23 protein-coding genes and 5 pseudogenes are annotated in these 26,457 nt (G+C 58.6%); 17 read left to right on the plus strand and 11 right to left on the minus strand.

Annotated elements, in window-relative coordinates; translation table 11 throughout:
• Positions 1–972 precede the first annotated feature (972 nt).
• From AB7245_RS32555 to AB7245_RS32565, 3 genes are all read left to right on the plus strand, one after another.
• Positions 973–1,452 (plus strand): PH domain-containing protein, encoded by a 480-nt coding sequence (locus tag AB7245_RS32555; RefSeq protein ID WP_231142771.1) that lies wholly within the window; start codon positions 973–975, stop codon positions 1,450–1,452.
• Positions 1,453–1,819: 367 nt separating this feature from the next.
• Positions 1,820–2,089, plus strand: coding sequence for a DUF3551 domain-containing protein (locus AB7245_RS32560; RefSeq protein WP_080586689.1), 270 nt, complete (start codon positions 1,820–1,822; stop codon positions 2,087–2,089).
• A 288-nt stretch (positions 2,090–2,377) separates the two neighbouring features.
• Positions 2,378–2,599 (plus strand): hypothetical protein, encoded by a 222-nt coding sequence (locus tag AB7245_RS32565; RefSeq protein ID WP_038946060.1) that lies wholly within the window; start codon positions 2,378–2,380, stop codon positions 2,597–2,599.
• Between the two features lie 116 nt (positions 2,600–2,715).
• On the opposite strand, the pseudogene AB7245_RS32570 reads toward AB7245_RS32565, so the two are convergent.
• Positions 2,716–2,928: pseudogene (locus tag AB7245_RS32570) on the minus strand (SOS response-associated peptidase); the annotation flags it as partial.
• 263 nt (positions 2,929–3,191) lie between these two features.
• Between AB7245_RS32570 and AB7245_RS32575 the strand changes: the two are divergent.
• Positions 3,192–3,378: pseudogene (locus AB7245_RS32575) on the plus strand (hypothetical protein); the annotation flags it as partial.
• A 467-nt stretch (positions 3,379–3,845) separates the two neighbouring features.
• Here AB7245_RS32575 and AB7245_RS32580 read toward each other — a convergent pair.
• On the minus strand, positions 3,846–5,180 hold the full coding sequence (locus tag AB7245_RS32580; protein ID WP_354102949.1) for an IS5 family transposase: 1,335 nt from the start codon (positions 5,178–5,180) through the stop codon (positions 3,846–3,848).
• A gap of 482 nt (positions 5,181–5,662) precedes the next feature.
• Complete coding sequence (locus AB7245_RS32585; protein ID WP_085398219.1) at positions 5,663–5,926, minus strand: hypothetical protein; 264 nt, start codon at positions 5,924–5,926, stop codon at positions 5,663–5,665.
• Between the two features lie 260 nt (positions 5,927–6,186).
• On the opposite strand from AB7245_RS32585, the gene AB7245_RS32590 reads away from it, so the two are divergent.
• Both AB7245_RS32590 and AB7245_RS32595 read left to right on the plus strand, forming a co-directional pair.
• A complete protein-coding gene (locus AB7245_RS32590; protein ID WP_231142774.1) occupies positions 6,187–6,417 on the plus strand; it encodes a hypothetical protein in 231 nt (76 codons plus the stop codon).
• A 183-nt stretch (positions 6,418–6,600) separates the two neighbouring features.
• Positions 6,601–7,355: pseudogene (locus AB7245_RS32595) on the plus strand (outer membrane protein).
• A gap of 89 nt (positions 7,356–7,444) precedes the next feature.
• On the opposite strand, the gene AB7245_RS32600 reads toward AB7245_RS32595, so the two are convergent.
• Complete coding sequence (locus AB7245_RS32600) at positions 7,445–8,128, minus strand: helix-turn-helix domain-containing protein (RefSeq protein ID WP_038945731.1); 684 nt, start codon at positions 8,126–8,128, stop codon at positions 7,445–7,447.
• A 469-nt stretch (positions 8,129–8,597) separates the two neighbouring features.
• Positions 8,598–9,053 (minus strand): hypothetical protein, encoded by a 456-nt coding sequence (locus tag AB7245_RS32605; RefSeq protein ID WP_439034231.1) that lies wholly within the window; start codon positions 9,051–9,053, stop codon positions 8,598–8,600.
• A gap of 479 nt (positions 9,054–9,532) precedes the next feature.
• Between AB7245_RS32605 and AB7245_RS32610 the strand changes: the two genes are divergently transcribed.
• On the plus strand, positions 9,533–10,054 hold the full coding sequence (locus tag AB7245_RS32610; protein WP_038945733.1) for a Spy/CpxP family protein refolding chaperone: 522 nt from the start codon (positions 9,533–9,535) through the stop codon (positions 10,052–10,054).
• A 149-nt stretch (positions 10,055–10,203) separates the two neighbouring features.
• On the opposite strand, the pseudogene AB7245_RS32615 reads toward AB7245_RS32610, so the two are convergent.
• A pseudogene (locus AB7245_RS32615) lies at positions 10,204–10,397 on the minus strand (IS5/IS1182 family transposase); the annotation flags it as partial.
• 457 nt (positions 10,398–10,854) lie between these two features.
• Between AB7245_RS32615 and AB7245_RS32620 the strand changes: the two are divergent.
• From AB7245_RS32620 to AB7245_RS32645, 6 genes and pseudogenes are all read left to right on the plus strand, one after another.
• Entirely contained in the window at positions 10,855–11,907 is a 1,053-nt protein-coding gene (locus AB7245_RS32620; protein WP_439034230.1) for a SphA family protein, read from the plus strand.
• A gap of 1,009 nt (positions 11,908–12,916) precedes the next feature.
• Positions 12,917–13,681 (plus strand): outer membrane protein, encoded by a 765-nt coding sequence (locus AB7245_RS32625; RefSeq protein ID WP_038953383.1) that lies wholly within the window; start codon positions 12,917–12,919, stop codon positions 13,679–13,681.
• Positions 13,682–14,023: 342 nt separating this feature from the next.
• Positions 14,024–14,203, plus strand: a complete 180-nt coding sequence (locus AB7245_RS32630) for an STAS/SEC14 domain-containing protein (protein WP_049808091.1) — start codon at positions 14,024–14,026, stop codon at positions 14,201–14,203.
• Positions 14,204–14,432: 229 nt separating this feature from the next.
• Positions 14,433–14,696, plus strand: a complete 264-nt coding sequence (locus AB7245_RS32635) for a hypothetical protein (protein ID WP_038945657.1) — start codon at positions 14,433–14,435, stop codon at positions 14,694–14,696.
• A 386-nt stretch (positions 14,697–15,082) separates the two neighbouring features.
• Entirely contained in the window at positions 15,083–15,541 is a 459-nt protein-coding gene (locus tag AB7245_RS32640; RefSeq protein WP_084795345.1) for a hypothetical protein, read from the plus strand.
• A 472-nt stretch (positions 15,542–16,013) separates the two neighbouring features.
• Positions 16,014–16,354: pseudogene (locus tag AB7245_RS32645) on the plus strand (phosphate acetyltransferase); the annotation flags it as partial.
• Between the two features lie 187 nt (positions 16,355–16,541).
• On the opposite strand, the gene AB7245_RS32650 reads toward AB7245_RS32645, so the two are convergent.
• The gene (locus AB7245_RS32650) at positions 16,542–17,783 is read right to left on the minus strand and encodes a transglycosylase (protein ID WP_245328642.1); all 1,242 of its coding nucleotides are present in this window, start codon (positions 17,781–17,783) and stop codon (positions 16,542–16,544) included.
• 504 nt (positions 17,784–18,287) lie between these two features.
• Here AB7245_RS32650 and AB7245_RS32655 point away from each other — a divergent pair.
• A complete protein-coding gene (locus AB7245_RS32655) occupies positions 18,288–19,421 on the plus strand; it encodes a L,D-transpeptidase (protein ID WP_244623523.1) in 1,134 nt (377 codons plus the stop codon).
• A gap of 145 nt (positions 19,422–19,566) precedes the next feature.
• Here the strand turns inward: AB7245_RS32655 and AB7245_RS32660 are convergent, their stop codons facing one another.
• Together AB7245_RS32660 and AB7245_RS32665 are read right to left on the minus strand one after the other, a co-directional pair.
• A complete protein-coding gene (locus AB7245_RS32660) occupies positions 19,567–21,123 on the minus strand; it encodes an ISL3 family transposase (RefSeq protein ID WP_135217323.1) in 1,557 nt (518 codons plus the stop codon).
• A gap of 467 nt (positions 21,124–21,590) precedes the next feature.
• On the minus strand, positions 21,591–21,848 hold the full coding sequence (locus AB7245_RS32665) for a hypothetical protein (protein WP_028154361.1): 258 nt from the start codon (positions 21,846–21,848) through the stop codon (positions 21,591–21,593).
• Positions 21,849–22,154: 306 nt separating this feature from the next.
• Here AB7245_RS32665 and AB7245_RS32670 point away from each other — a divergent pair, with 306 nt between their 5' ends.
• Complete coding sequence (locus AB7245_RS32670; RefSeq protein WP_256376473.1) at positions 22,155–22,289, plus strand: hypothetical protein; 135 nt, start codon at positions 22,155–22,157, stop codon at positions 22,287–22,289.
• Positions 22,290–23,234: 945 nt separating this feature from the next.
• Here AB7245_RS32670 and AB7245_RS32675 read toward each other — a convergent pair.
• Complete coding sequence (locus AB7245_RS32675) at positions 23,235–23,624, minus strand: nuclear transport factor 2 family protein (RefSeq protein ID WP_157790253.1); 390 nt, start codon at positions 23,622–23,624, stop codon at positions 23,235–23,237.
• A gap of 730 nt (positions 23,625–24,354) precedes the next feature.
• Between AB7245_RS32675 and AB7245_RS32680 the strand changes: the two genes are divergently transcribed.
• Both AB7245_RS32680 and AB7245_RS32685 read left to right on the plus strand, forming a co-directional pair.
• Complete coding sequence (locus AB7245_RS32680; RefSeq protein WP_223153946.1) at positions 24,355–24,639, plus strand: HdeA/HdeB family chaperone; 285 nt, start codon at positions 24,355–24,357, stop codon at positions 24,637–24,639.
• A 25-nt stretch (positions 24,640–24,664) separates the two neighbouring features.
• Positions 24,665–24,958 (plus strand): HdeA/HdeB family chaperone, encoded by a 294-nt coding sequence (locus AB7245_RS32685; protein WP_084795025.1) that lies wholly within the window; start codon positions 24,665–24,667, stop codon positions 24,956–24,958.
• Between the two features lie 206 nt (positions 24,959–25,164).
• Here AB7245_RS32685 and AB7245_RS32690 read toward each other — a convergent pair whose 3' ends face one another.
• On the minus strand, positions 25,165–26,325 hold the full coding sequence (locus AB7245_RS32690) for an IS30 family transposase (RefSeq protein WP_231142770.1): 1,161 nt from the start codon (positions 26,323–26,325) through the stop codon (positions 25,165–25,167).
• Positions 26,326–26,457: the final 132 nt, after the last annotated feature.

Genomic DNA, 26,457 nt, shown 5'->3' on the forward strand with positions numbered 1-26,457 from the left:
AGCACAGCGAAATGACGCGACGTGCCAACTCTACGAACCCACAGACCAAGAAAAAGGACGTGGTGTGGCTCGCGCTCAACAGTCGCGCGCCATCCGCTTCAACGAACACCTGACCGGCGGCGGCCCGACGATCTTCAAGCACTTCTGCCAGATGGGGCTGGAAGGGATCGTGTCGAAGCGGACGGCGGACTATCGAAGACGTGGCTCAAGTCGAAGAACTCGGCGAGCGAGGCGGTGCGCCGGGAGCGCGTGGAGGATGGCGTTAGTCTCGGCGCACCCCGGCCTTCATAATTCTGCCCAAATGGAAAACCCGACGAAGGCGAGTACAGCCACGCTGAGAACGATAATCGCAATCGCCCCCACTTCGATAATGGAAAGCCGTCTTGCCATGCGCCAATTTTTTCGGCAGTCGAGCGACAGCGTTGATCTGGATCATGTGCGGCGACCATCACACCCAGCAGCCGCTCCATCAGCGGCTTCGGGCAACCTTGATTGCAGAATGCCGCTAGTGACAGTTTCGGGTCGTCTCAGCCTTCGTGGTTGCACCGCTTAAGCCATCGGCGCGCTAGCAAGTCATTCCGGTCGCACATCTGCGGACGGCTCGACGGGTATGGCGGACGGTGGTTCTTGCGACGCACACACCGTTAACTCGTGTCCTACCCGCGCCGCAGGCAGCAGCGACTTCAGTGATCATGCCGTTGGGCGGAGGAGTAATCGGCGCAGGTGTCATGGCTTGCGCCGATACTGCGACCGATAAGGCGAAGCCGGCAATAGCAATCAACCTGATCATTCTGCACCTCCCTTAACCGTCCAAACATCCCGACCTCTCACGGCAGGGGATGGGTCCGGCTCTCGTGTGAAAGCATGCGAGCTTCCGGCGCTGGCCGTTGGAAGGCTTGAGATAGATCAAAGTCTTTCTCCGTTTAAAATGGCGCATATTACCGCGGTGATAGGTAAACTCCGGGTAGGCGTATGGGGCGCTATATCGACGAAATCCTACAGCCTGGCGAAAGGGTGCTGTATTCGACCAACGAACACTGGGTGTACTTTCTGCCTGCAATCGGGGCGTGGATCGCGGCGGTCGCATTTCTGGTGCTGTGGCGCTTGGTCGCCGTCGACGCGCTGACGTTGGTTTACTTGGTATTGGCGGCGGTCGCTGGGCTTGCGGCCTTGTACTGGACGGCGACGGCTTGGTTCCACCGCTGGACCACCGAGACCGACGTTACCAACATGCGGGTCGTCCACAAGGCCGGTTTCATTAAGAGGCGGACCTTTGAGATGCGCCTCGACAAGGTTGAGAGCGTCGATGTCAATCAAAGCGTTCTTGGCCGCCTTTTGAACTATGGCGACCTCACCATTCAGGGCGTCGGCGAGGGTACGCAAACCATTTCCACCGTTAGTTCGCCTCTCGCGTTTCGCAGCGCCATCACGACAAGACCGGTTGGCACGTAAATCGCGGCATGGTTTGACAGCCGCCGCCCCAACAACGCCCCCGGAGCCCCCCCCGCGCTGGCGATTTTGCGGCGGCGCTCGCGGGGGATCCGGTGGCGCTGCGGCTCTGGCTTGACCGGATTACCCTGCCCCAAAGATCAACTCGTGGCGTTCGCGCTGCCGCCCATCAATCATCGTCAGCTTTCCGCGCGGAAACCCATCTTCGCCCCTCATTTGGCGAGCAAGCCCGAGGTGGCGCCCGCTGCAGCGTTGAACCACCACAGCCGTAGCCCCAGCCACTCGCGCGAATGTGAATTGATCTGAAGCAATGGGCTTTGTCTGGCTTCGATACGCTGATGCGATGGAGTCGATCCGTAAGGAAATTCTGATGCGCATTCCAACTTTGGCGATTTGGGCAACGATCTCGGTTTTGGCGGCCGCGCCAACTCAGGCCCAAACATATGGCGGGAATGCTCCGATCTGCCTACAACGTTGGTACTGGGGCGGAGGCGAAACTTTCTACTGCGGCTATAGCTCGATGGCGCAGTGCCACGCCAATGCATCGGGCCTCTCCGCCATGTGCGTTACCAATCCATATTTTGCAAACGCACAAGTGCCACGGGAACCAGCCTATCGGCAGCCTCGTCGCGCCTACTAGATCGGACAGGGGCGCGACGACTCGGGTTGAGATGGCTGACGCCTCTGGAGAGCCCGCCCCTCGATCCGATCTCGCACGAGCCGCATACGCTGGCGCTGAAGCGAAAATCCGCTGATGGAGGCCTGCGGCGCTGTAGGTGCATCGATCTGCGACAACCAAACGACTGAACGGGTATGAAATCCGGACAATTCTTGATCTTCAGTGTGACCGCGGCCGTAAAGAGGCCAAACGGACCCAGCGTCCTTTGGCAGTCATCTCACTGTTGTCAGCGTCGGCTACACGACCGACATGAGCTACGATCCATCCACGATAGCCACATTGCGCCGCGCGTTGGACGAGGTGCTGCTTGACGCCCGTTTCCATCAGCGGAAGTCGGCTTCGGCGCTTGAAATTGCTGAACATCTTCTGGCGCGTGCGGCGGACGGAGAACGGGACCTAGAGCGCCTGAAATGCTCGGCTTTCAAGAAATTAATCGGCGATGCCGCGCGCTTGCCGAGCTGGACTGCGTAGCGATCTCAAGACTCTTGCGGGCAGCTCTTGGGGATCGGTAAGGTCGATCGACGGCGACTTTCACTTGACGGCCTTAGTTCTCCTTCGGCGCCACGCGCCACGATCCTCAGCGCGTCATCCGGCAGCGGACGTTGCTCGGAGAAGCTGTTAGCCAGGACAAGGCGGCGGTTCTCCGGCTTCAGGCAGCCTGGCCAGTGCGGTGACGGCATTGCGGATGTTGGTGACCGGTGGCCCGCCGAACTTTGGTGGCGGCGGCATGCCCCAGCGCATCATGGCCAGCTCGCGGCCGGTGTCAGTGTTGCCGGGTAACCCGGAAACACGACCGGCATCGGTGCGAGGTTGCCGGCATAGCGGTTGACGACGCGAAACAGCGCGATGATCGCGGCTTGGTTGGTTGTGATGCTGTAGAGGTTTCACGTGCGCTTTGCGGACTACCGCTTCTTAAAGTCCGTTAGCTTGCGCATGTAGTAACCCTGTCTCTGAACGGCGAGCTTAATGTCCTCGCTGACGCTCGCTACTTCTAGCGCAATGCCCACCCGGCGGTGAGGCAGAATTCTTTCAGCATGGGGCAAGCCAGTAATGGAGCAAGTTCATGAAAAAGATGCATCTAACAAAACTTGCAATTGCGGGCTCAACTGTCGCATGCGCGGCACTGTTCTCGTTTAGCTGGTCTGAACAACGCGGTGTCTCTATGTCAGTCGAGAGTGCCCAAGCACGGGTCGGTCGACCACTGACCCCAATGAGCGTTGCAGGTGTTGCTCGCCTGCAAGACCGACGGGCTGCGTACCGGTATGGAGCCGAGGTAGTCGGCGCTGGCGTCGCCGGCGCGGCCGCCGTCGGCGGCGCTGCTGCTGTGGCGGCTACATCTCCCAACTGGGGATGGGGAGGCGGCCCTTACTACACAGGCGGAGCTCGGGCAGCCAACGCCTACTATGCGGCGTCCACGGCCAGCTCCAGCAATTGCTGGTACATAACTCCTACCGGCATGGCCTGCACATCGGGGACTTTGGTCGCAGGCACCAACGGTTTGCCGTTCCGCTGCCCGTAAAACACACGCGAAAGCCGGTGAAGCGGGCATCGACTTCGGCGCGTCAGCATACCAGCGACGTTATGGCACCCTGATCTGCTGCAGACTAGCGGAATTGATCGCACGCCCGGCACACCGAGTCAGCAAGGAGACGACTAGGAGGCGGTCCAAACGGCTGCCTCCTGAGTCGTTCGTGAAGAACTGGCGGCGGCGCCCGGCTCAAGCGGTGTTTCGAGCCGGGACGGTCTCGAAGAAGGCTCGGATGATGACACGCAAGAGCTCTGCGAGCCATCGCAGCAGCAGACCGAAGTTATAGCCGGCGGCGGCGAGAACAGCGTTGATGCGGTCGCCGAGGCGTCCCTTGAGATAATTTCTGTCCATGCGGTGCTGGGCCTTGACGTGGCCGATGACAGGCTCGACAGCCGCGCGACGCTTCATCTCGCGACGGATGGAAGCTGTGACGCGGCGGACCTGACCCGAGATCCAGACCCTGAACCGATGCGGGTGGTTGTGACCGCGATATCCTTTGTCGACGTGGATACGGCGAGTCTCCACCCCGGTGAGCTTCTCCATGTCGGCGATTACGGGACCGAGCGTGTGCCCATCGAAGGGATTGCCATGCAGGGCCTTGGCATGGAGCACGAACTGGCCGCCCTTCGGAGACGTCACAGGGGTGGCGATGCTGACCTTGCAGCCGAACTCGTAGGGCGCGCGGGCTTTACCTTTGCCGATGCACTCAACCTCCGGAGCATGTAACGCATAGACCTTCGGACCGCGCTGATGCTGATCCTGGCTGCGCACCTGCTGCGCTAAACCGAGCAACGGGCCGAAGCGAGCTTCCAGCACCGTATCGCCATCAATCTTGCGGCGGATGTCGCGGATGATCCGGCCAAGCCGTGTCCGCAGGAACTTGAGCTGCCGCCGGGCGCGTTTGAACTGGTGGGCGTGGGTATAGCGGCCGGTCATGATGGCGGCGCGCTTGGCCAGGCGCAGATAGCTCTGGCGTAGCGGCACACGGTTGCACTTGGCGAGCCCGACCAGCTTGGTGATTGCTCGATGCAGCAGCCGCGCGTCGGTCGGATGTGCAACCGCCTTGGGCTGCACTGTGGTATCGACGACCACCCGTTCCAGGTCCTTGGGACCGATGGCGCCGGTCTTGTGCGCCACTGAAAGACTTTCCTGGATCAGGGCGACGAGCTGTTCCTCGCCGAGCCGCTGCCGCCAGCGTGTCATCGACGATCGATCGAACGGCAGACGGTGGCAGAAGCTCAATTCGCCGCAGAAGTATTGGTAATAGGGGTTCTCGATCCAGCGAGCGCACAGCACCTCATCTGACAGGTTGTGCATGTGCTTCAAAATGAACAGGCCGGCGACTAGCCGCGTCGGCAAGCCCGGCTGGCCCGACCCTGCTTGGCACACTGAACTGAAGCGCTCATTCAGGATGTTCCAGTCGATCAGCGCTGCCAACCGCACCAGCGGATGACCCATGTCGATGATCTGATCAAGCGCCGGAAGCAACAGGTCTTTCTGGCGATCATCCCTCGGCTTGCTCATCGCATTCCCCAATGTCGACGACGCCGTCAGGGAATCACGAATCGCCCAAAAGCAAAATCCTAAAACGCAAGAAAGCGAGGTCCAACACCCCGCTTTCCTGCAAAATCGAATACTACATCAAGACAAATTCTGCTTATTTCTCAGATCAATCCGCATTCTTCACGGACGACTCCTGATCAAACTCTTTCTGATTCTGCACGCGGATTGATCTTTCCTTTCAAAGGGCACCAACGGAGGGTGACGGTGATCAGGTTATTGGCTGTCCATCGCGATATCGATGCAGGTGATGCCACGTGCGGCGATTCAACCAGACGGCTTCATCACGCATTGGAAAATAGATGACAGCAATTTGGTGGCCTGCTCCTGAAGCCGAGAAGTCCCTCGAAACGAAGACGCTCCATGGCCGAAAAGTTGTGTTGAATGCCACCGCGGGCCACGATGTTGGTTTATGCACCAAGGCTAGGGGCCCGCCGGCAAATCCTCTATCGACGCACTCCGACGCGATTAACGCCGCCATTGGCATTACCGCCGACGTTATGACGGACTGCAGCGCGCGCAACGGGCCGTGGCCGGAGGGCAACGCCAGCCCGGGCAACGCAACCCACCGGATAGTCGACGTACTGGCAATACACGATCGCGCGGGCCGGTGATGGAGCAAGCGTGGCCCCTGCAAGTCCCAGAAGTGCGCTGGCAGCGATTCCTGTAACCGTCACTGACTTGATCGAAAGTCGCATCTTAGCCTTCATGATGTCCTCCTAAGGGTAGCAGAAGCCGCATTCCTACGGCTTACGATAGCGTGTGCCCGGACACATGAGCGACATTGACGTACATCAAGGGTGAACTGGGCTGTGCGTTAACTCCGTCGAACATCCTCCTTGTTCCCTACCGCCCGTCGCCTGGTTTACTGACAGCACCAACCGCTATCTTGATTCAGATCAACCAGCTTCATGATACCCGCACCAAAACAAGAAAACGACTGGGCTAGGGCAGTTAGTTGGTGCGTGCGATGACGCCGACTTGGTATGTCACCTTCGAGGTTCGTAAACGCGGCACGCTGCCGAAGCAGCGGAGCCCTCGGGAAACAAGGACCTTCGCTACGGACGCAGAGGCCAAGGCATTCGTTCGTGCAAAGCTCGACGAAGGTCTCGTTGTATTTGCGGGCACGATCAATCCGCACGTCCCCAGGCAACTCATTCCGTCGCCCCGCATCCAAGCTTGGCTTGTCGATGAACAATAGAACGCTGAGCGAGATCCAGGTCCCGACGCGGAATAAGCACGTTCCCGTGCACATACACCGCTCTCAAGTGTTGCCATTTTATTACGGGCTTAGGTCTCATCGCTTTAGACTTGTGGACGTCGGGCACTTCATAAGAGCTCGCGTTCTCTGAACGAAAGAGCTCTGAGCATGGGGATATGGACGATGAAAAGGCTTTCGATGACTCCGCTCAGTCTCGCAGCGCTGAGCATGACGGCGCCTGCCATGGCCGCCGATATGGCCGTCAAGGCGGCGCCGCCGGCACCGGTGGTGGCGATCTACAACTGGAGCGGATTCTACATTGGCGCCAACGGAGGCTGGGGGCAGAGCCATGGTTGCGTGGATTTCCTGACGCCCGCCGGGACAGTCGCAGGTGGTTGCGCTGATCGTTCGGGCGGCCTTGTTGGCGGGCAGATCGGGTACCGCTGGCAAACGAACCAGTCTGTGCTCGGCTTGGAGGCGCAGGGCGACTGGGCCGAGATCAAGAACACACGCGTCAGCTTGATCGATCCATTGATCTCAACCACAGGCAAGATTGATGGCATTGGGCTGTTCACGGCTCAATTCGGATGGGCATGGAAAGCGTCGCTGTTCTATGTGAAGGGTGGCGCTGCGGTGACGCGCAATCGCTTTGATGTCTTCAACAACCTCACCGGAGTCGGCCTGACTCCGCAGGTCACACGCGCTGGGGCGGTGCCCTCGGTGTCGGCTGGGAATACGGTTTCTCGCCGAATTGGTCGTTCGGCATCGAATACGACCATCTCTGGATGGGGCGTGACAACACGTCCTTCGCGGGCGTGGTCACGCCAGGGGGCATCACCCTTCTCGGCAACGGGGTCAGTCAGGATGTGGACATGGTCACACTTCGGTTGAACTATCGTTTCGGCGGTTATTCGGCACCGGTCACCGCTCGCTATTGAACCGTACTTCCGCGCAGATTAGAGGTCCCGGCATGGCACCGGGGCCGCTCAATTAGGAACGGCAAAGGGTCTTCGCTTCGACCCGGCTGTCAATTCTGACGATCGAAGCCGGCGAGTTGCTGCCGGTCCAACAGTACGATCTGGCGGTGGGTGGCACCGATGAAGCCGAGGATGCCAAGCTTGCGCAGATGCGATAACGCCCGCGAAACGGTTTCCAGCTTGAGTCCAAGGTAGTCCGCGATATCACGCCGTGACATTGGCAGTGCCAAAATGCCGGCGTCGGTGAGCCGCTCGTCCATCTCAAGGATGAAGGCCGCGACGCGCTCGATCGAAGTTTTGCGTCCAAGGAGCAGCATATGGTCTTCCGCATGCTTCAGATTGCTGGTGGTCATGCGGAGCAGATGCTTGGCCAGCGCGCCATCACTGCCGGAAATTACATCGAGATTCTGTCGCCGAATGAGGCGAACCGTCGTGTCCACGACGGCTTCTGCCGTAGAACGGTGCAGGCTTCCATTCTCCAGTCCGAAGATATCGCCGGAAACGTAAAAGGCGCCGATTTGCCGGCGGCCATCACGAAGCAGCTTGTAGCTTCGTACCGCGCCTGACTTGACCTGATAGACATAATCGGCGGGTTCCTTTTCGCCGTAGATCTTGTTGCACTTCCGATAGGTAAGTTGGCTCAGGCTGACGATCGGATTGGTTTCGGTCGGTATCCCCAGTTCGCAAAGGGAGTGCGGATGAGGCACCGACACTGAGGTGATATGCATCAGCATTGGACCCATTCCTTAATCTTGTGATGATGGGCCTGGTAACCGTGCAATTCCGGTGCCGGGTTAGGGGCGTGCATGGTGACAAGATTTTCAGGGATAGTGCATTCTCGGTATTGTCCTAAAGTTCATTGCACCAAAGAACAACAATGCCCGAGTTTGGATCTGTTTGGTTGCGGCGCTGCGGCGCAGAAATCTGCCATCGGTCTGCAGCTTAAGACCGGCGCTACGGTGATTGTTGGTGGACGTGTTCAATTTGCTCCCCGACGCTTCCCCAATCCGAGAGCCTGAACACGCCGGTCGCGGCCGCCTGCGGAGTGGGCAGAACGCGGATCAACGGCGTCTGCGTTGCAAGGACGACGATCCGCCAAACCCGGCGTGCAGTGCGCAGGTGTCTCCGTTGGCAGGGAAATGTCTGTGCGATGTACGAATAGGAGCCGCGAGACTCGGCGTTTGGATCTTATCCGGACGCCGATCACCAGGTTCTGAAGCCGAACCAGCCGAACTGTCCTTGTCGTGCCGCCAGAAGCATCTGCGGCTGGACGTTTCGCCTCGGTCGAGCCGCAACATGCAACATCTTGCGTTGTCGCTTGCGATCGACGGTTTCAGGCGGGCGTGTATCCTGTTTCGGCAGCATCGCGAAAGAATTCGCCACCGCCGGGCTCAGTGGGACGGTAACGGGCGGTTCGGCCACATCCGATGAAGTTGCGACCTCGGTCGCCTCGGCCACGGGCGCAGCGGCGACGATCACCGGCGACTGGGTATCGAAGACAATACGCTCGGGCCATTTGCGATCTGAGTGGATAAGTATGGCCGGCCGGTCCGCAGCCGCCTGATCGACGGTCGGGGCCCTCGGCAGCCAATAATCTGCAACAAAGAGCAGTGCGAGCAACACTGCTCCGACCTTCCAGAAATATGCCGCCAGTGGCATGCCGGTCGCTCCGGTGCGCCCCGAAACATTGACCTGGGCTCTACGTCGTCTGTTACCTGCAGCAAGATGGCCACGAGCTGCTTGATATAGATCAAGCGCGTTCGATCGCTCGCGAACGCGCTCTAACTGCAGCCGGTAATGCGCGCAACTGCCTTCATGTACTTGAGATCAAGTGCGGCGTCACCTCCGTCTGACCGAGAGTTGCGAGCGGTCAGGCGATCCGAATTCAAGCAGGTCTCAAGATCGAACCTGATATGCGAGCACCATCCCAGGGCGCTCTTCTCTGCCTCTTCCTTGGAGGGGCCAAACCCCACAAAGGTCTGAACGTGCCCGGCCTCGCCGTCGGCCCTCGATACGAGATTGATTTCTGAGATGTAAAAGGACGAACACTGGGCGGCGCTGGTTCCCTGATTTAGATCAACGTAACCGCGCAGTGCGTCACCATTGTGGAGTGGGGCAACTCGCCTAGGAGATGGCCGATGTTGAAAATAGTAGTTGCCGGAACAACCGCACTCTTCCTTGCTGCATCCCCGATTGCCAACGCGCAAACCTCGCAAACCTCTTCTGCGACTCCGGAACGGTTAAATGCAGCCGACCGGAATACGCTGACGGACATGAGGATTGATCTGGTAAAGGCCGCGTTGCAGCTGACACCTGACCAGGAGAAATACTGGCCCGCTGTAGAGAGCGCCATTCGTGCCAGGGCGGAGGACCGGAAAGCCCGCCTTGCAAAAATCGGAGAAACAGTGGGTAGACGGGCCGACGAAAACCGTGTCGAAGCCCTGCGCAATCGTGACCCTATCACCTTCTTGCAGCGGCGCTCGGAAGCATTGGCTCAACGATCAGCCGATTTGGATAAACTCGCCGAGGCGTGGCAGCCACTCTACAAAACGCTTAATCCCGAACAGAGGCAGCGCATGGCGGCCATCGCGATTCTGGTACTCCACGATATGAGTGATGCCGTAGACCGGCGCCGTGCGCTGTCCGAGGACGAGGACTGAGCCAAAGCAGTTCAATTCGAACCTAATGCATAATGGTCGGAGCATACGCAGCTAACTGACTGTATGCCTAGACGATGTTTGCTAAGGGTCTTGGCTGTAGAAGCACACTTTTGTAGATGAGCCGATAGCAAGCCAAGACCGGCTCGGCCTCAGGCCGCGATCACATAGATCAGCGGCTTGATCCCGACGATGTTGATGACCCGTGTCAGGCCAGAACCGAGAGTGCCATCTCGGCGGCTACTTTTGGGAGCGTTCTAGTGAGGAAGTGGGTCCTTCCCATGCGTGCATTCATCGTGCCGAACGGATGCTCGACTGTCTCGCGACGTTGGCGCATAGCGAGCGGGTTCAGGCATTCAGGCAATAGTGTCCATTGCTCACGATCCGCCTGCTCAACGAAGCGCCTCTCTGCTTCCCCCGCAGAATCACGAGAGAATCATGGCAAAGCAGCAGCGTTTCCACACAGCCAGGGTCACGAGCCGCAATACTTGCGGTGAGCAAAATCAAGTCGGCTCTGCCGCCAACAGCAGACCTCAGCAAGACCTCCCACACTTGTCGCGATGACCCAGGAAAAGACCTCGCTCCGGCAAAGAAAACCGAATATCTCCAGCGCAAGCAACTCTTGGTCGAGCCGAGACTGCGTCATCGCCGTAATACAAATATCCCCCGCTGTTACCATTCTGTCACGGATTTCGACGCTGCTTGTGCCCTAGTATTGAATGCCGTCTAACTTGGGGCCCCGCGGTTCGCGGAGCGCTTTGCAGTAGCCGCCACTGGTTGCAAATGCCGCCCAGAGGTTTGCAATGAGATCAAACAAACCGGGAAGCCGCGTCATCAACTATGCGGCAGCGGTTGCTGCTCTCGTGCTTTGCGCTGATGTTTCGCATGCCGACCAGGGCGGTAGCTCGTTCTGGTTTCCGGGTCAGTTTGCGAGCCTCGTGGCCATGCAGCAGACACCGGGCTGGGCGCTCAGTGTCATCGATTACCATTCCTGCGTCGCCGCAACCGGGGGCGCTGCTGCGGCCAAAGAGATCCTGGCCGGCAAAATCCCCGCGAACGTCAACGTTAATCTAAATCTGAGTCTGAGCGGGCGGGCCGACCTGATCGCCCTTGCGCCATCGTATACTTTCACGACGGCGGTGCTTGGCGGGCAGTTGGTCGTAGGCATGTCCGGCCAGTACGGCAGAGCCGCCACCAGTATCGCCGGAACACTGACAGCGATAGCCGGACCGATTGTGATGACGCGCACCGGAATGCTCGAAGGCTCACTTACCTCCTACGGCGACCTCGCGCCATTCGCGCAACTGCTATGGAGCCATGGCGTCGACAATTACATGGCTTACGTCACGGGCAATATTCCCGTCGGCGACTATGATCCGACGCGGATTCCCAACATCGGGCTCGGGCACGGCGCGATCGACATTGGAGGCGCCTATACCTATTTCGACCCGGCGGCAGGAAACGAAATCTCGGGCGTCGCCGGCCTTACCTACAATTTCAGGAATCCTGATACCCTGTACCGGAGCGGCATCGATTTCCACTTCGACTGGGGCGCATCGCACTACCTCACCAAGCAGCTTTTCCTCGGCATTGTCGGATATGCCTACCAGCAAATCACCGACGATTCCGGCCAGAACCCGATCCTCGGTGGCTTCAGGTCACGCGTTTTCGGTGTCGGTCCGCAAATCGGGTACGGCTTCCCGGTCGCAGACATGCAGGGCTCCCTTAGCCTGAGGGGATACGGCGAATTCGGTGCAGCCAACCGTCCGTCAGGATGGAATACCTGGCTGACGTTCACCATTTCCCCGTCCGCGCCTGCCGCCATAGCGCGCACGAAGCATCTGGTTGTGAAATAAACCTCGTGCCAACCGGACGTCGGCTGCGATCGGCCGATGTCTCAAATGGGTCAAAATGCGAAGGACTCAACGTAAGCACGTCGGCCTCGTTGAACGGACCTCAATGAGGCGTGTCACCACTTCGCTGATGGGCCAGACCTGGACTCATCGCCGCAGCAAACGACATGCACGAACCGCAGTGATTTACTCAATCAATCGTCGGCGCGGGCGAGTGATCGAGCACTTTGATCACCGTCTCGTACCTTGTCGGCGCGCATCGCGCTCCGTTAGTAGACACCACGCCGCACGGCACGACGCGTATGGCGGTAATCGCGACGGTCGACACGACGCGCAGTCACGCGGGCGCGCCGATACGTGTAGGCCTGCGCTTGATCAACGCTTAACTCCACGACGCCACGCGATGTAACCTGCGGCGAGACTGGAATCGTCGCCAACACCACTGCCGCAAACAGCAGCCCGACAATTGAGTAAGCCCTCATTGCACCTACTCCTATTATCTACCATGGCCGTCAATGTCGGCCACTGTCACCAGATGTCAATGAATATGTGCAGCGCATCGAGCGACATAGTTTTCGCCAAAGCTTTGCACATGACTGCTCCAGATACTCAGGCCAGCAGGAAAAGGCGTCGAGGGGAATGGTGCACTGCGTTCATGCGCGCTGCACAAATCATGGAATGCTCATGTCTCAATTGGGTCAAAAGCAGCGGTGGACGCCAAGTTGGATCGGCGTCCGGTTTGCCCCTGACAGCCGACATGACACGCGCTCAATCGACCTTCGGCTAAGGGGCCAACAAACCGCCGCTGCCGCAAATTCTAAGACGCAAATTCCTTCGTTGATTGGTCAATAGCGCTTACTCAACTAGAGCGCGCGCACATTTCCAAATTTTCCCGACTGTTGCCGCTTAGGCACATCGAATGCTAGTCGGCTCAGCTAGGTTCGAGCTGGAACGCCGGACATCCAAAAAAGAACCGGCATCGTTCGGGTGAAACGTGGATGGAGCGAGAATAATGAGGAAGATTTTGTTAAGTGGCGTGGCCTTGCTGGCAGTGAGCATGGCGGCCCCCGCGTCGGCGGCTGATATGGCGGCACGCCCCTACACCAAGGCGCCGCCGCCGGTGGTCGCTCCGATCTATGACTGGACCGGTTTCTACATCGGCGCCAACGGCGGATGGGGCCAAAGCCACAATTGCGTGGATTTCGTCACGCTCGCAGGCACAGTTGCAAGCGGTTGCCGGGATCGGTCGGGTGGCGTTGTCGGCGGGCAGGTCGGGTATCGCTGGCAATCCAATCAATTTGTGTTCGGATTGGAAGCGCAGGGCGATTGGGCCGACCTCAGCAACACACGCGTCAGCCTGTTCAACCCGACGCTTTCAACCACAGTTAAGACCGACGCCATCGGTCTCTTCACGGGCCAACTCGGTTGGGCGTGGAACGCGTCACTGCTCTACGTGAAGGGCGGCGCGGCCGTAACCAGCAATCGCCTGACAATATTCGACAACACCACCGGGATCGGTCTGGTCTCGGCAGATAACACGCGCTGGGGCGGCGCGCTGGGTGTCGGCTGGGAGTATGGCTTCGCACAAAATTGGTCGGTCGGTGTTGAATACGATCATCTGTGGATGGGACATGCGAACAACTCCTTCTCCGTGGCCGATCCGCGGCTTGCGGCCGTACTCAACGACCGGATCAGCCAAGACGTGGATATGGTCACTGTGCGCTTCAACTATCGCTTCGGCGGGTATGGAAAAGCTCCTGTCGCGGCGAGATACTGATCGCTCCAGTCTGCGCAAACCAAAGCCCCGGCTCGCCGGGGCGTTTTTGCGGGCTATGTATGGCTAGCGGTTGCTGCATCTTTGCAATGTCTGAGGTGGGTGAGAGCGCCGGTTTACAGATGTTGCGGCTGCTTTCGGTCAGCCCAATAAGCCGACGATAGTTGAGCGGCCTCGAACTTCTCAGGCCGGAGTTGCTGCGAGACCGACGCATCCTCACTCTCTCGCCGGTAGGGGCGCTCGCGAGAAAGCTAACTTTGAGCGGCTCGCCCAGGAAATCGATCCCTTTGTCGCGGCGAATGGAGAGCTGGCCGGCCTAATGATATTCGCAAAGGCCTTTCCGAGCTGGGACAGCTCAAGCTCGTCGGAGGCTATCATCGACAGGTGAAGCGCGTGGTCGTCGTGACTGACAGCGAGCTCTTCAAGGCCATACCGCGGATGGCGAAGCACTTTGTCTCGGCGCAAGTTCGTCGATTTTCGTCCGATCAAAAAGCGGAGACGCTGGCGTGGCTGGAAGCGCAATGATCCATATCGGCGTGATCCGCCCATAGTGCGCCCGCCAGGACAAGCCCCGGCTCATAGGATGGAAGTATCGGGCTTCTGTTTGATCCAGATCAACCTCCCTTTGTTAAGCAGCGCTGCACTAACACGGCCTGTGGCAAGCACCGACGCAGGCGAGACGTGCCCCTCTTATCGACGATGGCCTTGAGGGCGCAGGCTTTCACTGCCGTCGCGTCACAGATGGAGCCTTCCGATGTGGATCCTGATGTACGTCTTCTCGTATTCAGTTAGTCCGGCCGCCACAAATGACAGAGCGGAATGGAGGGTCCTTCCGACCGTGGTATTCCAGGAATTTTCCAGTGAAGAGCGCTGCCTGGCAGCGAAGTCCAAACTGGAGGAGCGCTTGAAGGAGGCGGGAGCCAGGATGAGAAGCGGTTTGGAAGACTTGAAGAGCCTGGGTCAGGCTGACCCAGCGCAGATCATCATTGCCTTCAACGTCGAATGCGTACCGAAGTAGAGGCAGTGAACCACGACCGCGCCGCGCGCCAGACGGGAAGTCCTTGTCGAAAGCAACAATCGTTCGCAGGCTAGTTCTTCGACAAGTTTGGACGGGGGAAGGGAATCGAACCCTCGTATTCAGCTTGGAAGTCAGACGCGGCCGCCGGGTACGGCAAACTGTCAGAAACCATTCGGCGGTCGCAAGAAATGTAAGCGCATAGCCGTCCGATAACTGCGGGTGTCCCACGATCGCCTCAGATTGCCGCTCCAAACCTACGAAGGGTTCATTCCGGAGGCAGGCTGCCGAGTCCTGCTACCCGCTACCCGAACGCCCAGTGACGTCGTTCCTGCCGCAACACATTCGAACGTAGTACCGGGGTAAATGCAATGTTGAGAGGCACAAACATGAAATTCCTGACGGCATTGCTCGCTACAGCATTTTCACTGGGATACGCGGGCCCAAGCGATGCCGTGGTGAGGATTATCAACGATCGGGGTGGGTTGATCCAACGTTACTTCGATCGGTACGAAAACTTGAAGAACACGGGCCAGACTGTGATCATCGATGGCCTCTGCGCCTCGGCCTGTACGATCGTCCTAGCTAAGATCCCTTCGGAAAGAATCTGCGTAACTGAAAGGGCAAATCTTGCCTTCCACGCAGCCTGGGACCTGGGGGCTGGCGGACGCCAAATTACAAATCCAGAAGCCACACGAATAATGTATTCAATGTACCCGGCTCCGGTTCGGAATTGGATCGCAACGCGTGGTGGTTTGTCTCGTCACACAATCTTCCTGCGCGGCGCGAGGCTTAAGGCGATATTTCCTCCTTGCTATCTAGACGCTGCGGTTTTCCTGCGCTCGTAGTTGATCAGATGCTGGTCTAACCCAGCCGTTCCGCGCGAGGCGTTAACATATTGGCGACGAACCACTGTGCACCCTGAATGGGTATTGTGCCGCCGGCAGCGAACTTCATTCGATCATGCAATGAGGAGGACAAGGATTCAGGCGAGGGTCTGCGGGGCAGAGACTTCCTCAATTCGAGCGACCTCGTAACTTCCCAACGTCGGCATATTGCTGCGCGAACCGCCGGGCCTCCTCTGCGCATGGCTTAGGCTCAGGTACGTTTTTGCCTGGGTCGTCGTGAGAGTTGTCCGTAAATCTCACGGTATAAGGTGGTAATGGTTCAAGCCTATCCGGCCCACTGCGGATTCAACTAGGCCCTTGAGGTCAAAAACCGCCCAGTAGCCCTGAAAGGCGTGAATGAAACGCCAGCGATGAGTCCGTCGACCAGGCTACCGCAAACGCCCACACGAGCACTCCGAGCAAGTACGATACTCTGATCGCAGCGCCCGCTCGATCGATCCCGTTCAGACCGTCGTGGTGCACCCCTGCGACGAGACCTCCCTGCGCTGCGGCGTCCTCGACAGCGCCAGCGCGGGCATCATCCGACCGATCCTGGTGGGTCCGGAGGGAAAGATCAGAGACACGGCCGACACTCACGGGCTCGACATCGCGAGAATCGAAATCGTCGATGCGCCGCACAGCGAGGCGGCCGCCGCTAAGGCCGTCGAACTGATCCACGCTGCCCACGGCGAGATGCTGATGAAAGGCAGTCTGCACACCGACGAGCTGATGTGTAGCATCACGGCCAAGGCCGGCGGTCTACGCATGGACCGGGCCACAACCAGACATCGGCATCTGATCGATCACCTCGTTAGCGCGCAGTAGGAATGGTCCGAGCGAGTCGTTGAAAACGTAAAGCGCGTCCTGCGCGACCACTGAGCGACACCACGTCTCGCGGCGGCGGTGAGGCCCCCGCTCGGCCCGCGCGTGCGGCAACTCCTACCAACCACTCAACGGAAATCTACTGGTTCGCCCGTTCGGCGTCGGCGGTAGCCATGTATTTCGATTGGAAATGCGCAACCCGCTCGCGCCACATTCCGACGAACGCCCCCGATGTCAGCTTATCCACCGATTTCCACTCGGCTTTGACGGCCGGAAGGGTATTCCGCCAGATCGCGCGTTTGCACCATTTTTCGCGTTTCTCCCTCCCTTCGCTGGTGGCACACATGGATTTCCAAGCGATGCGATCGGGTTGGCTGATGTGCTCGGCGGCGCCTTCCCAGCCTTGTTGATGGATCAAGTAAAGATCACTCAAGGTCGGCTTCTTCTGCGTCACCCACTCGAACAGAATGCCTTCGGTAATGACCTTGTAAGCTGCCGCAATGGCATTGTCGCGGGGATCAAGAATCTGCCCGGAGCCGAATTTGTTGAACTCGTACTTGCTCAGTTGAAACAGGCCGATATACGACCCCGTGCGCTGCTTGGGGTCGAAACCGGACTCGATCTTGGCAACCGCTTTCATGAAATGGAAGTCCAGACCGAAAGCGTCGGAAGCGCGCTTGATCTCCTCGACCGGCGTTCCGACCGGGATGTCCTTGAGTGACTTTAAGACGATCTCCGCCGGTTTCTCGGCAGGAGGCAGTTCGGACCAGACGTAATAGATGAGATAGCGAAAATCCTGCGTCACCGGCGCCGAGTTGGAGGCATTGCGCGTTGTCGGCCCCGGTTGGGCGACATCATGGTGGCCCAAGTCCACCGATTCCTGCACGGGCGGTAAATCGGCCGACAGCATCTGCGACGGATCGGGCAACGCAGCCACGACGATCGATTCCGGCTTATCCGAAGCCGCCGTCGTGTCGGTGGCCGTCCCCGCCGCGGGTTCGGCGGCCGTCGCCACTTCGGCGCCAGCCACAGCAGCGTTCGCGACAACGGTGTTAGCGACAACGGCGTTGTCCATTGCGATTGCCTGCGGTTCATCCGCGAGCCTGGCGTTGGCGGCGAGCGATGCTGCGCGATCCTCGATTGGCACTGCGCCGATGTTCTCGGTGCCGGCCGAACCGAAGCCAGCCAGCCAGCCAACGATCCCCCCCGCGAGAACGACCGTTCCGCAAAACGTCGGCACCACTGCCGTAAATCGCCGCGGGTTCATCATCCCGTCGCTTCCAAAGGCCCCACCCGAGCAATGCTGCACAGCCAAGCACGCGACGGGTGAATTTTCGGGTCGAGACATGGCCGCGCAATGGCGCAAACCGCGGTTCATCATCTTTTCCACGAAGTGTTGCCCGCATGCAACGCGCCGGCGGCAAGCAATTGTTCTGCGACGTAAGCGTGTTGGGAAGTTTCGGACCCATGCGACGCATGCGGCTAGTTCGCGGCGAGCCGGTCATGGTGAATGTCGGACCAACAGGTGCGCTTGAGTGGCCGTAGTCGGGGATGCCGTCCCTTCGAGCGGTCTGTCGTTGACGATTTATGGGATCATCTGAGCGAACCGAACCCATTGCCCAAGATCAAAGCGTCCGTCGCAACGGCCCTCACACCGTACATTGATCGGCCCGGCGATCAGCGCGACGGCTATTGCCGATTGTCTTCTTCCGGCAGATTGGCCCCGTCATTGGAATTGGTCCAATTTTCGACCCACTGCGACCAGATTTGAAGACGAGGCTATGGTCGGTAACGCCACGCTTCTTGCGTTGGACCTCGCATGCAACTTCACTGCATGAGGCACTGAATGAGGAGGCAGACTCCAATAATAGCTTTCGCCGCTTTCATGCTCTCTACAGGGATCGCACACGCTCAGTTTCCGTTTTGGCCGCAGGACAGGTTCTGGCCAGGCCACTACGCTCCGTTCAAACACAAGCACTATCACCGGCAGACAAACTCTGGATCTGCGAAGAACGCTCGGCCTGAGGCCCCTCCGAAGGGCCCGCTCCAGATCATCATCTCGATCGCTGACCAACGGGTCTCGCTTTTTGACAACGGGGCATTGATCGCACGCTCGACGGTGTCCACGGGAACTCAGGGGCATCCTACACCCCTGGGCGTATTCAGCGTGATCAGCAAACAACGATGGCACCGCTCAAATATTTATAGCTCTGCCCCCATGCCCTACATGCAGCGCATCACCTGGTCAGGGATTGCGTTGCATGCCGGTGTCGTGCCTGGGCATCCGGCGTCACACGGCTGCATCCGTTTGAAAAATGACTTTGCCATTCGACTCTGGCATCTCACGAAGCGCGGCACGCGCGTGATCATTGCGCACCACGATGTCCAGCCGGTCGAGATAACCAGTCCGCACCTCTTTAAGCCGAAAGCAGTGTCCGGTTCGCCGGAATTTCAGGCTGCCACAGTCGTGGGTAAGAGCGTTAGCACAGCCGCGGCAACGCATGGATCACCGGTGTCCAAGACCGAGACTCCAGAAGCCACTAGTCTCCAGGTTCCAAACTCGGCTGCCGCTGAAGGCACACCCAGAAAGATGGCCCCGATCTCCGTCTTCGTGAGTCGTAAGTTGAGCAAGCTCTTCGTGCGTCAGGGCTTCTCGCCGTTGTTTGATGTTGCGGTCAAGATCGAAAATCCGGAGGAGCCCCTTGGAACGCACGTGTTTACTGCAATGGAATTCCAGAGCGAGGGAGCGGCTATTCGCTGGACCGTCGTGTCGATTCCGGACGAATTTCCTCGCATCGAGGATGCCACAAAAGAACGCGAAGCGCCCGTGAAGCAAACCGCCCTATCGGTACCGTCTCCCGATAAAGCCAACGCTGTCCTCAACCGCATCGAAATACCGCGGGATACCGTTGAGAGGATCTCTAAACTTCTGACGCCGGCCTCTTCATTGATTATTTCCGACGACGGATTTAGCCACGAGACGGGAAAAGACACGGATTTCATCGTTGTAACGCATTGATGCGGCGGCGCAACCCACCGACATACGATGCCGCTGCGCAACCCGCTGGAATTGTTCGACCGCAAATCTGGTGCAAGATTCTTGACCTCCGCTGTCATTCGGCCTGCAATATTTAGGCTCTGACGCAATTTTGGTGCAGCTCCGATTATTCTGCACCGATTAGCCTGGCCTGAAGGAGATCGATTTTCCCGCGACCGTACATCTGCCTTCTCACGAGCTTGAGGCGGGTGATCTGACCTTCAGTCTGTCCGTTGGACCAGGGCGAAGTGATTGCCGCCCGAACCGCCGCTTCATCCTTCGTGACGCCGCTGGCGAAGGAAGTCACGAGACTGGCGCGGGCGCGGTCGATCCACGGCGTGAGCCCTGCTTCGGCTCTGCGTCGGATCATCAAGTGGAATTCGGCGATGATCTCGCGAGCCTCGACCAAGGATGGTACGCCAGCTTCGATTGCCGCGACCGTGACGGTCTCTGCTTTCGTGAGCAGATCTCCGCCGATTGTCATGAGGCGCGCGATCGTTCTGGCCGATGGAATCCGCTGAAGGTTTCGTGCGTCGGGCTTTTCAGCCCTTCGTCTGCGGGTCGCCCACTCGCTGATGACGCGGAGCGAGCCTCTGAAGCCACGCGCCGTTAAACGACGCCAAAGTTCAGCCCCGTTTCGGCAGCCGGACGCCCACTGATCGTCGAGCCACGGCAAGTGTAAGTCCAACGAACTTTGCCGGGTCCGGAAGACATCGTGTCGTTCGCCGCGAATCGCCTGCCGTACCAGCTGCCTGCTGTGACCAGTCTGACGCACGATCTGCTTGATAGGTATGCCATTCTTCGACAGAGCCAGGATAGCCGCATTGGTCTCCTCGCGGCGCAGATAACCCTCATACTGGATCCGCTCTGCGGCTGTTAGCAGCTTGGGATCAATCGTGGTCGCGCCGATCACTGTGCGTATCTGGCGCATCGATTTGCGAACGGCATCGAGGAAGGCCCGACTGGCGTTCTCCATCAGATGCCAACGATCTGCAACCTGTACCGCATGCGGTAAGGCTCTTGCTGTCGCTTCGCCATATCCCCCACCACGGTCACGGGCAACGATCGCGATCGTGGGATGAGCAGCGAGCCAGGCTTGGGCAGTTGCGGGCTCCCGATCCGGGAGCAGGGTGACTACTCGGCGCCGCTCCAGGTTGCAGATGATGCTGGCGTATCTGTGGTTGCGCCGCCAGGCCCAATCATCAATGCCGATAACCCTGAGCGGATCAGCTGGCGGACGGCTACGGCGTCGGACCACGCGAAGGAGCGTATCCTTGCTCACCGGCAGCATTAGCCGTTTTGCGAAGCCTGCTGCCGGTCGACCGCCAAGTGCCAGACCGAGGTGATGGACGATAGAGTCCAGCCTTGCCGTGCGTCGCGCCGACGGTGCCAGCACCCCTTCGGCGAAGCGCTCGGTGAAGATTTGGCGCCCGCATAGGACGGCGCCGCAACGGAAGCGACGAGCAATCACCAGAAGCTGTACGATCCGCCCCGAAAGGGGAAGATCAGTCACACGACGCCGGTATCGGCTATGGACGCGTCGGGAAACCGTTCCGCAAGATGGGCACAGACCAATGCTTCCCGACGCCCGGACCGCAATAACAGCCTTATCACCTTCGTAGTACGCACTCTCTACAACAAATCCACTCGGCACCAGACTGGAGCGCTGGAGTGCCTGCTGCATGGCGCTGATTCTCCCCCAAATCAAAGCGCCAGACATCCCTCGAACTGCATCAAAAGTGAGTCAGAGCCATATTTACAGGCCGATTGACAACCATTGCCCGCGCCGCACGTCGCCCCCTTCGTCGCGACGGCATTGGCGCAAGTCGAGGGAGCGCTATCGATCGGCGAAGCCCGCCTGATGGTGGGGCATCGCGATCCGCATGATGGCGTGCGCGCCGAAGTCCCGCGCGGGCTACCACTTCGCTGCCGCCATCGGCTTCGATCCTTGCTTGAGGACTACGCGCCGACGATCCCGACCGGGCCAACGATCAACACACACTCGCCGGGAGAAGCTGGGCCGCGGTCTCGAACACTTCCGCAAGGAAGGCGCGAGGTTGATCCCGCCACCGACCGCGACGATCCTTACGAGGACGAAGTCTACCGGCTGTGGGCGATCAAGCAGCAGAGCAAGTGTCCGAGAGGCCCGCGTCATTTTCGTCTGCGCCGTATCCGTTTGCTGCTGAGCCGTTTGGCGTTTGCCGCCACCTTTCTTCGATACTGCTCAACAATCTTGTTTCCAGATGCGCCAGCCATCAGGCTTGTACCGGCCTTCGCCGCCGCCAAGACCTTTTCACTCACCATGCGCTGGGCTTCTCGTTGAGCCGCTTTGCCGCCGCGCATCAGCTTCGCGATCCGAAGTCCGATCACGCGATTGCTTTCTAGCCCTAGCATCATCCAGTTCCACATGGTGCGATATTCCCAGTCGTTCGAACGGCGTACCATCAGGGATGCCATCAACGGCCACGGTGTGCGCGATGTTCAATCAAACCTGCGTGGCTGGTCAACGGGCGCAATCTGCTCGCTCATTCCCTCCTGAGCCCGCCTCGGCAACACACGTCACCAACGGACTAGCAAGAGTTCCTTCACCTTCACTCACGGATACATCCGAATGGGCGATAGCCGAAGATCACTTGATGCTGAAGAGTGAGACCGCTGCTGCTGGGGGCCAAACGGGGATGTCCGATGGGTGCGGCAGGCTCGCGCTTTGCGCACATGAAGAGAAGTCTCCGCGTTCGGGCGGTCGTTGTCGGCGTTCTGGAGGAGTTGCCGTTTATCTGCCCGGTGGCGGTCGCGATCGGCTCGCTGATCATGATCGGCATCACGCTCTATATGGATTGGTCCCAGTGAGCGGGAAGTGACGAGCGATCTTACCATGGCGGCTTCTGCAACTGACCGATCTCGAATTGCGTCGGTATTCAAATGCAGGTCAGCATTGGTGGCTTGAGCCTCAGTCCGGAAGCTGGGGATATGTCCCCTTGGGTTCTACCAGAACGAGCGAGTAGCTCATTCGAGAGACGACCAGAACACTCACGCCACCACCGCGCCCCTCAAGGAGGCCCCTCGACACAAGGCAGCTCAAACTCTTCAAGTAGCAGACGATCAGAGCCAGACTGTGCCACGGGCGGAGCGGCCATCCCGCTTTCGCTTTTGTGACGCTTTAGCCACGCTTACCGGTGAGGACCTGATCTTGAAACGTAGGAGAGTACGTCATGCCGCCGACCGATCAGTCGCGAAATCATGTTGGCGAACTGAACGAGAGAAAGAATTGCGAGAAATTCCAAAATCATTTCGAAAAGCCTCCGGGTTCGAAAATTCGCTGTTGTAAAACACGCCCCAGCCCGGAGACCGCAAATCTAGAACTGTTTGTTGCGGCGTAAACGCAAAATGGAACAGTTCAACGAAGAACAATAAATCAGTTGCCTTTCGGCAACAGCATGAGGAGATTGCAGCGTTCTCGAAAACACGCTTTCATTGCCGCGACGTGCGCAGCATCGGCTTCACTGCGCGACGATTGCCGCCGCTCCCGCCGCAGGTATCGCAAGTAAGCCACGCGGCTCTGATCTAGCGGGAAGCCGTCACCTTGCCGCCTTGCCGATGTAGGCCCGGCTGCAATCGAGGTGCAGCGTCATTGGCCCGACGCGCTGACGGTCGTAGCCCTTTGGCGATGAGGGCAATCAACGGTGACGGTCTCGGACATCAGCCATTCCTGTTGCGCCGCGCCGCTTTTGAAGGATCGTCGATCTTAGCGTCGCCCTCATTGTGCCGTCTATCGCTTGAGGAAATGACGGCGTCTCAAGACCAGAATTGGTCCTCCCGCTGCTCATCGCCTTGATACTCGCGGAAGTCGGTCGCCTTTCCGTTCTTCATCTGCCAGACGTGGATCTCCGGAAACGACGCGGACAGCCCGTTTCGTTCTGCGTTCACGGTAACCAAGGCGACAACGAGATCGTCTTCAGCCAGCACATTGTGCACATCCATGCTGAACGCGCCTCCCGAAAGCTCCATCGTGCGTTGAAAGAAGCCTCCGACCTGATCGTGACCGGTATAGTCGCCTGATAGGGGACTATGACCGGGAACGTGCCATGTGATGCCGGCGTCGAAAACCGCGAAAACCGAGGGGATGCTTCCTATCGCAAAGTCTTCGTAGGCCTTGCGGATAATCACCGAATTCAAATCGCCCATTGTTGTCTCCCCTAAAAGGGTTAGCACTCCTACGGGACTAATCGTAGTCACGGTGAAGTACAAAGCCCGAATATAGCAACCAATCGGTCGCCTCGAAATGTCTCCTCTTGGGCCCAGCGTCATTTTCATACGGAGCGAAAGTTCGTCGCTGTCAGGCCAAGGCGGACGTTCGCCTTCGCCTGCAACTGCAACAACGGTTTTTCTCGCAGCAAATATCCAGACCTCCCGGCGTCGCGCGGTCCCCGCGTTTTCTACACGCCTCACAGGACCCGGACGACCTCGCGCAACTCCGTTCAATCCGAACGTGGCAGGCGCAAAGAGCGGCGACGGCGGAGCGGCGATGAGGCACACGATGGGCTGTAAGCTTGGCGCGCGCGCCGAGATCTTCGCAAGGCGCTCGGGCGCGGCCTCGATCACTTCCGCAGCGAAGGCGCGAAGCTGATCCCGCCGCCGACAGAGCGGGACGCCTACGAGGCCGAAGCCTATCGGCTGTGGGCGATCAAGCAGCAGGGCAAGTGACCGCGACCTAGTGCAACGATATGTCCGGTGTTGGATGGAAACCGGAAGTAGTCAGCGCAGGGTCAAAACGACGCGAATGACCCCAAGCGGACTTCTGTTGATTTAGATCAACATGAGCGGCGCGAGACTTCGTTTTCTTGCGTCCTTGTAGTGGCAGCCCTCTCCAGATCCCTGTAGATCAGCATCAAGGACAACCTCGATGAGATGTAGATTGATCAGTCTGACGTTTGCTGTCTCTTTAATTCCAATCGTTGCGAATGCGCAGGTAACCATTGATATGGGCAAGATCATATGTAGCCAATATCTTGCTATGCCGCAGTCACAGTCAGATAAGTTTTCTGCCTGGATGAGCGGTTGGTTCAGTTATCAGAACAACAGGACCTTTGTGGACCTTGCTTTGCATCAACAAAATATCGCCAACGTAAAGGCATGGTGCCAATACCATCCGGCGGAAAGCGTTATGTATGGTTTGCAACAATCGGTAGGCAAAAATTGACGGCTCGGGACTTTGGAGGATCGCTATGAAATGCAGGGCTCTTGTCGTTTCTGTGATTTTGATAGGCGCGGCATCAGCGCCAGCCGCGGCTCAGATCAAGCTGGACATGAACAAGATCACTTGCGGAAATTGGCTAGGATACGGTTCAGCAGACCGAGATTTCGTAAGGTATTTCATGAGCGGCTACTATAACGCGGCTGCAAATAATAATGTTTTGGACTACGACCGCCTGCAAAAGAATTCCGAAAAAGTTGTCGCCTATTGCAAAAAGCACAAATCCGAAACGCTGCCAACCGCCATTCAAAAAAGCGCCAGCTAGGTTGTGGGCCCCGACGGCGGCGTCGCGGCCGGAGTCTTGGCCGGCCACATTGCCACTCCTCGACCGAGAGTTGAACGGGCCACTGGAACTGCGCAACCGCCTCATTGTTGCGCGCATAACCGCGCGTGCTTCAATACGTCTCCTTTTGTTGGCCCCTTTCGGACTCGACAGATTTGGCTGATAATGTCCGCTCACGCGGGGCCGGCTCAACCGGTCGACGCAACACAGGCATTAAATCTCTCTGCTGGCGTTTCAAATTGCAAGGTCTCACGTGGTCGTTCGTTTAGCTGACGAGCCACTTTGTTCAGATGGGCTTGCGAATGCACCGACAAGTCGGTGCCCTTTGGAAAGTACTGTCTGAGCAGGCCATTGGTATTCTCGTTCGACCCGCGCTGCCACGGGCTTTGCGGGTCGCAAAAATAGACATCGATGTTGGTCGCCATCGTAAAGCGCCGATGATCCGTCAGTTCCTTGCCCCGGTCCCAGGTCAGGGACTTATACAGCTCTTTAGGTAGCTTCTTCGCCTGCTTGATGAGCGCGTTGACTACAGTCCGGGTGTCCTTGCCTGCCACCCTGGCCAACATCACGTAACGCGTTTGACGCTCGACCAAGGTCGCGATGTAGGTGTTGTTCGGCCCGGACAACAGATCGCCCTCCCAATGGCCAGGCACAGCCCTATCTTCAACCGCAGCCGGTCGCTGACGGATTGAGACGGCATCCTTCATGTGTCCCCGTCTATCGCCATTCGGATCAACCGGCCTAGAGCGGCGCATCGAACGCCTCGATCGAAGATGACTAAGCAGCTCTTTCTTGAGCACGCCACGCGCTTGGACAAACAGGCTGCGGTAGATGGTCTCGTGTGACACCTGATTACACTCGTCTTCAGGATACGTTCTCTTCAGCCAACCGGCTATCTGCTCGGGTGACCAATCTAATCTGAGCTTCCTTGCCACTGCCTGCCGAAGCCGCGGATTGGTCGCCAGCTTACAACATTTTGGACGACGGGATCGTGCCCAGGCATTCTCGTCCGCAAGTGTCGCCCGGTAGCGGTCATAGCCGCCATTGCGGCTCATTTCCCGGCTCACCGTCGATGGGGAGCGGCCAAGTAATTTGGCGATCGACCGGGCCGATTGATGTGCCGTAACGCCTCTGGAAATCACCTCGCGTTCCGCAAGCGTCAATGCCAGCCTGGAGCGACGCCGCTCCGCAGGACGAAACCCTCCATGCGGAGCAACTAGAAAATAGATCGACGATGACTGCTTACCAAAAGCTCGCCCGATCGCCTTCAGTGACTCCCCGCGCTTCCACCGGTCCCATAACTCCGTCTTTTCTGCCGCAGTGAAACCTCTATGAAATCTCCGTTCCATCCAACACTCCATCTTTTCCTCTAAGATAAAGTGTTGCGTCGATCAGTTGAGATCGCCCGGCTGAAGCGGGCATTAAACATTCGCAGTTTGCGGCCTGCTTATGGCCAATCGGCGCACACGGAATTTGTGTAC

This window comes from Bradyrhizobium sp. 604_D8_N2_3 (assembly GCF_051810765.1).
GTDB lineage: Bacteria > Pseudomonadota > Alphaproteobacteria > Rhizobiales > Xanthobacteraceae > Bradyrhizobium > Bradyrhizobium barranii.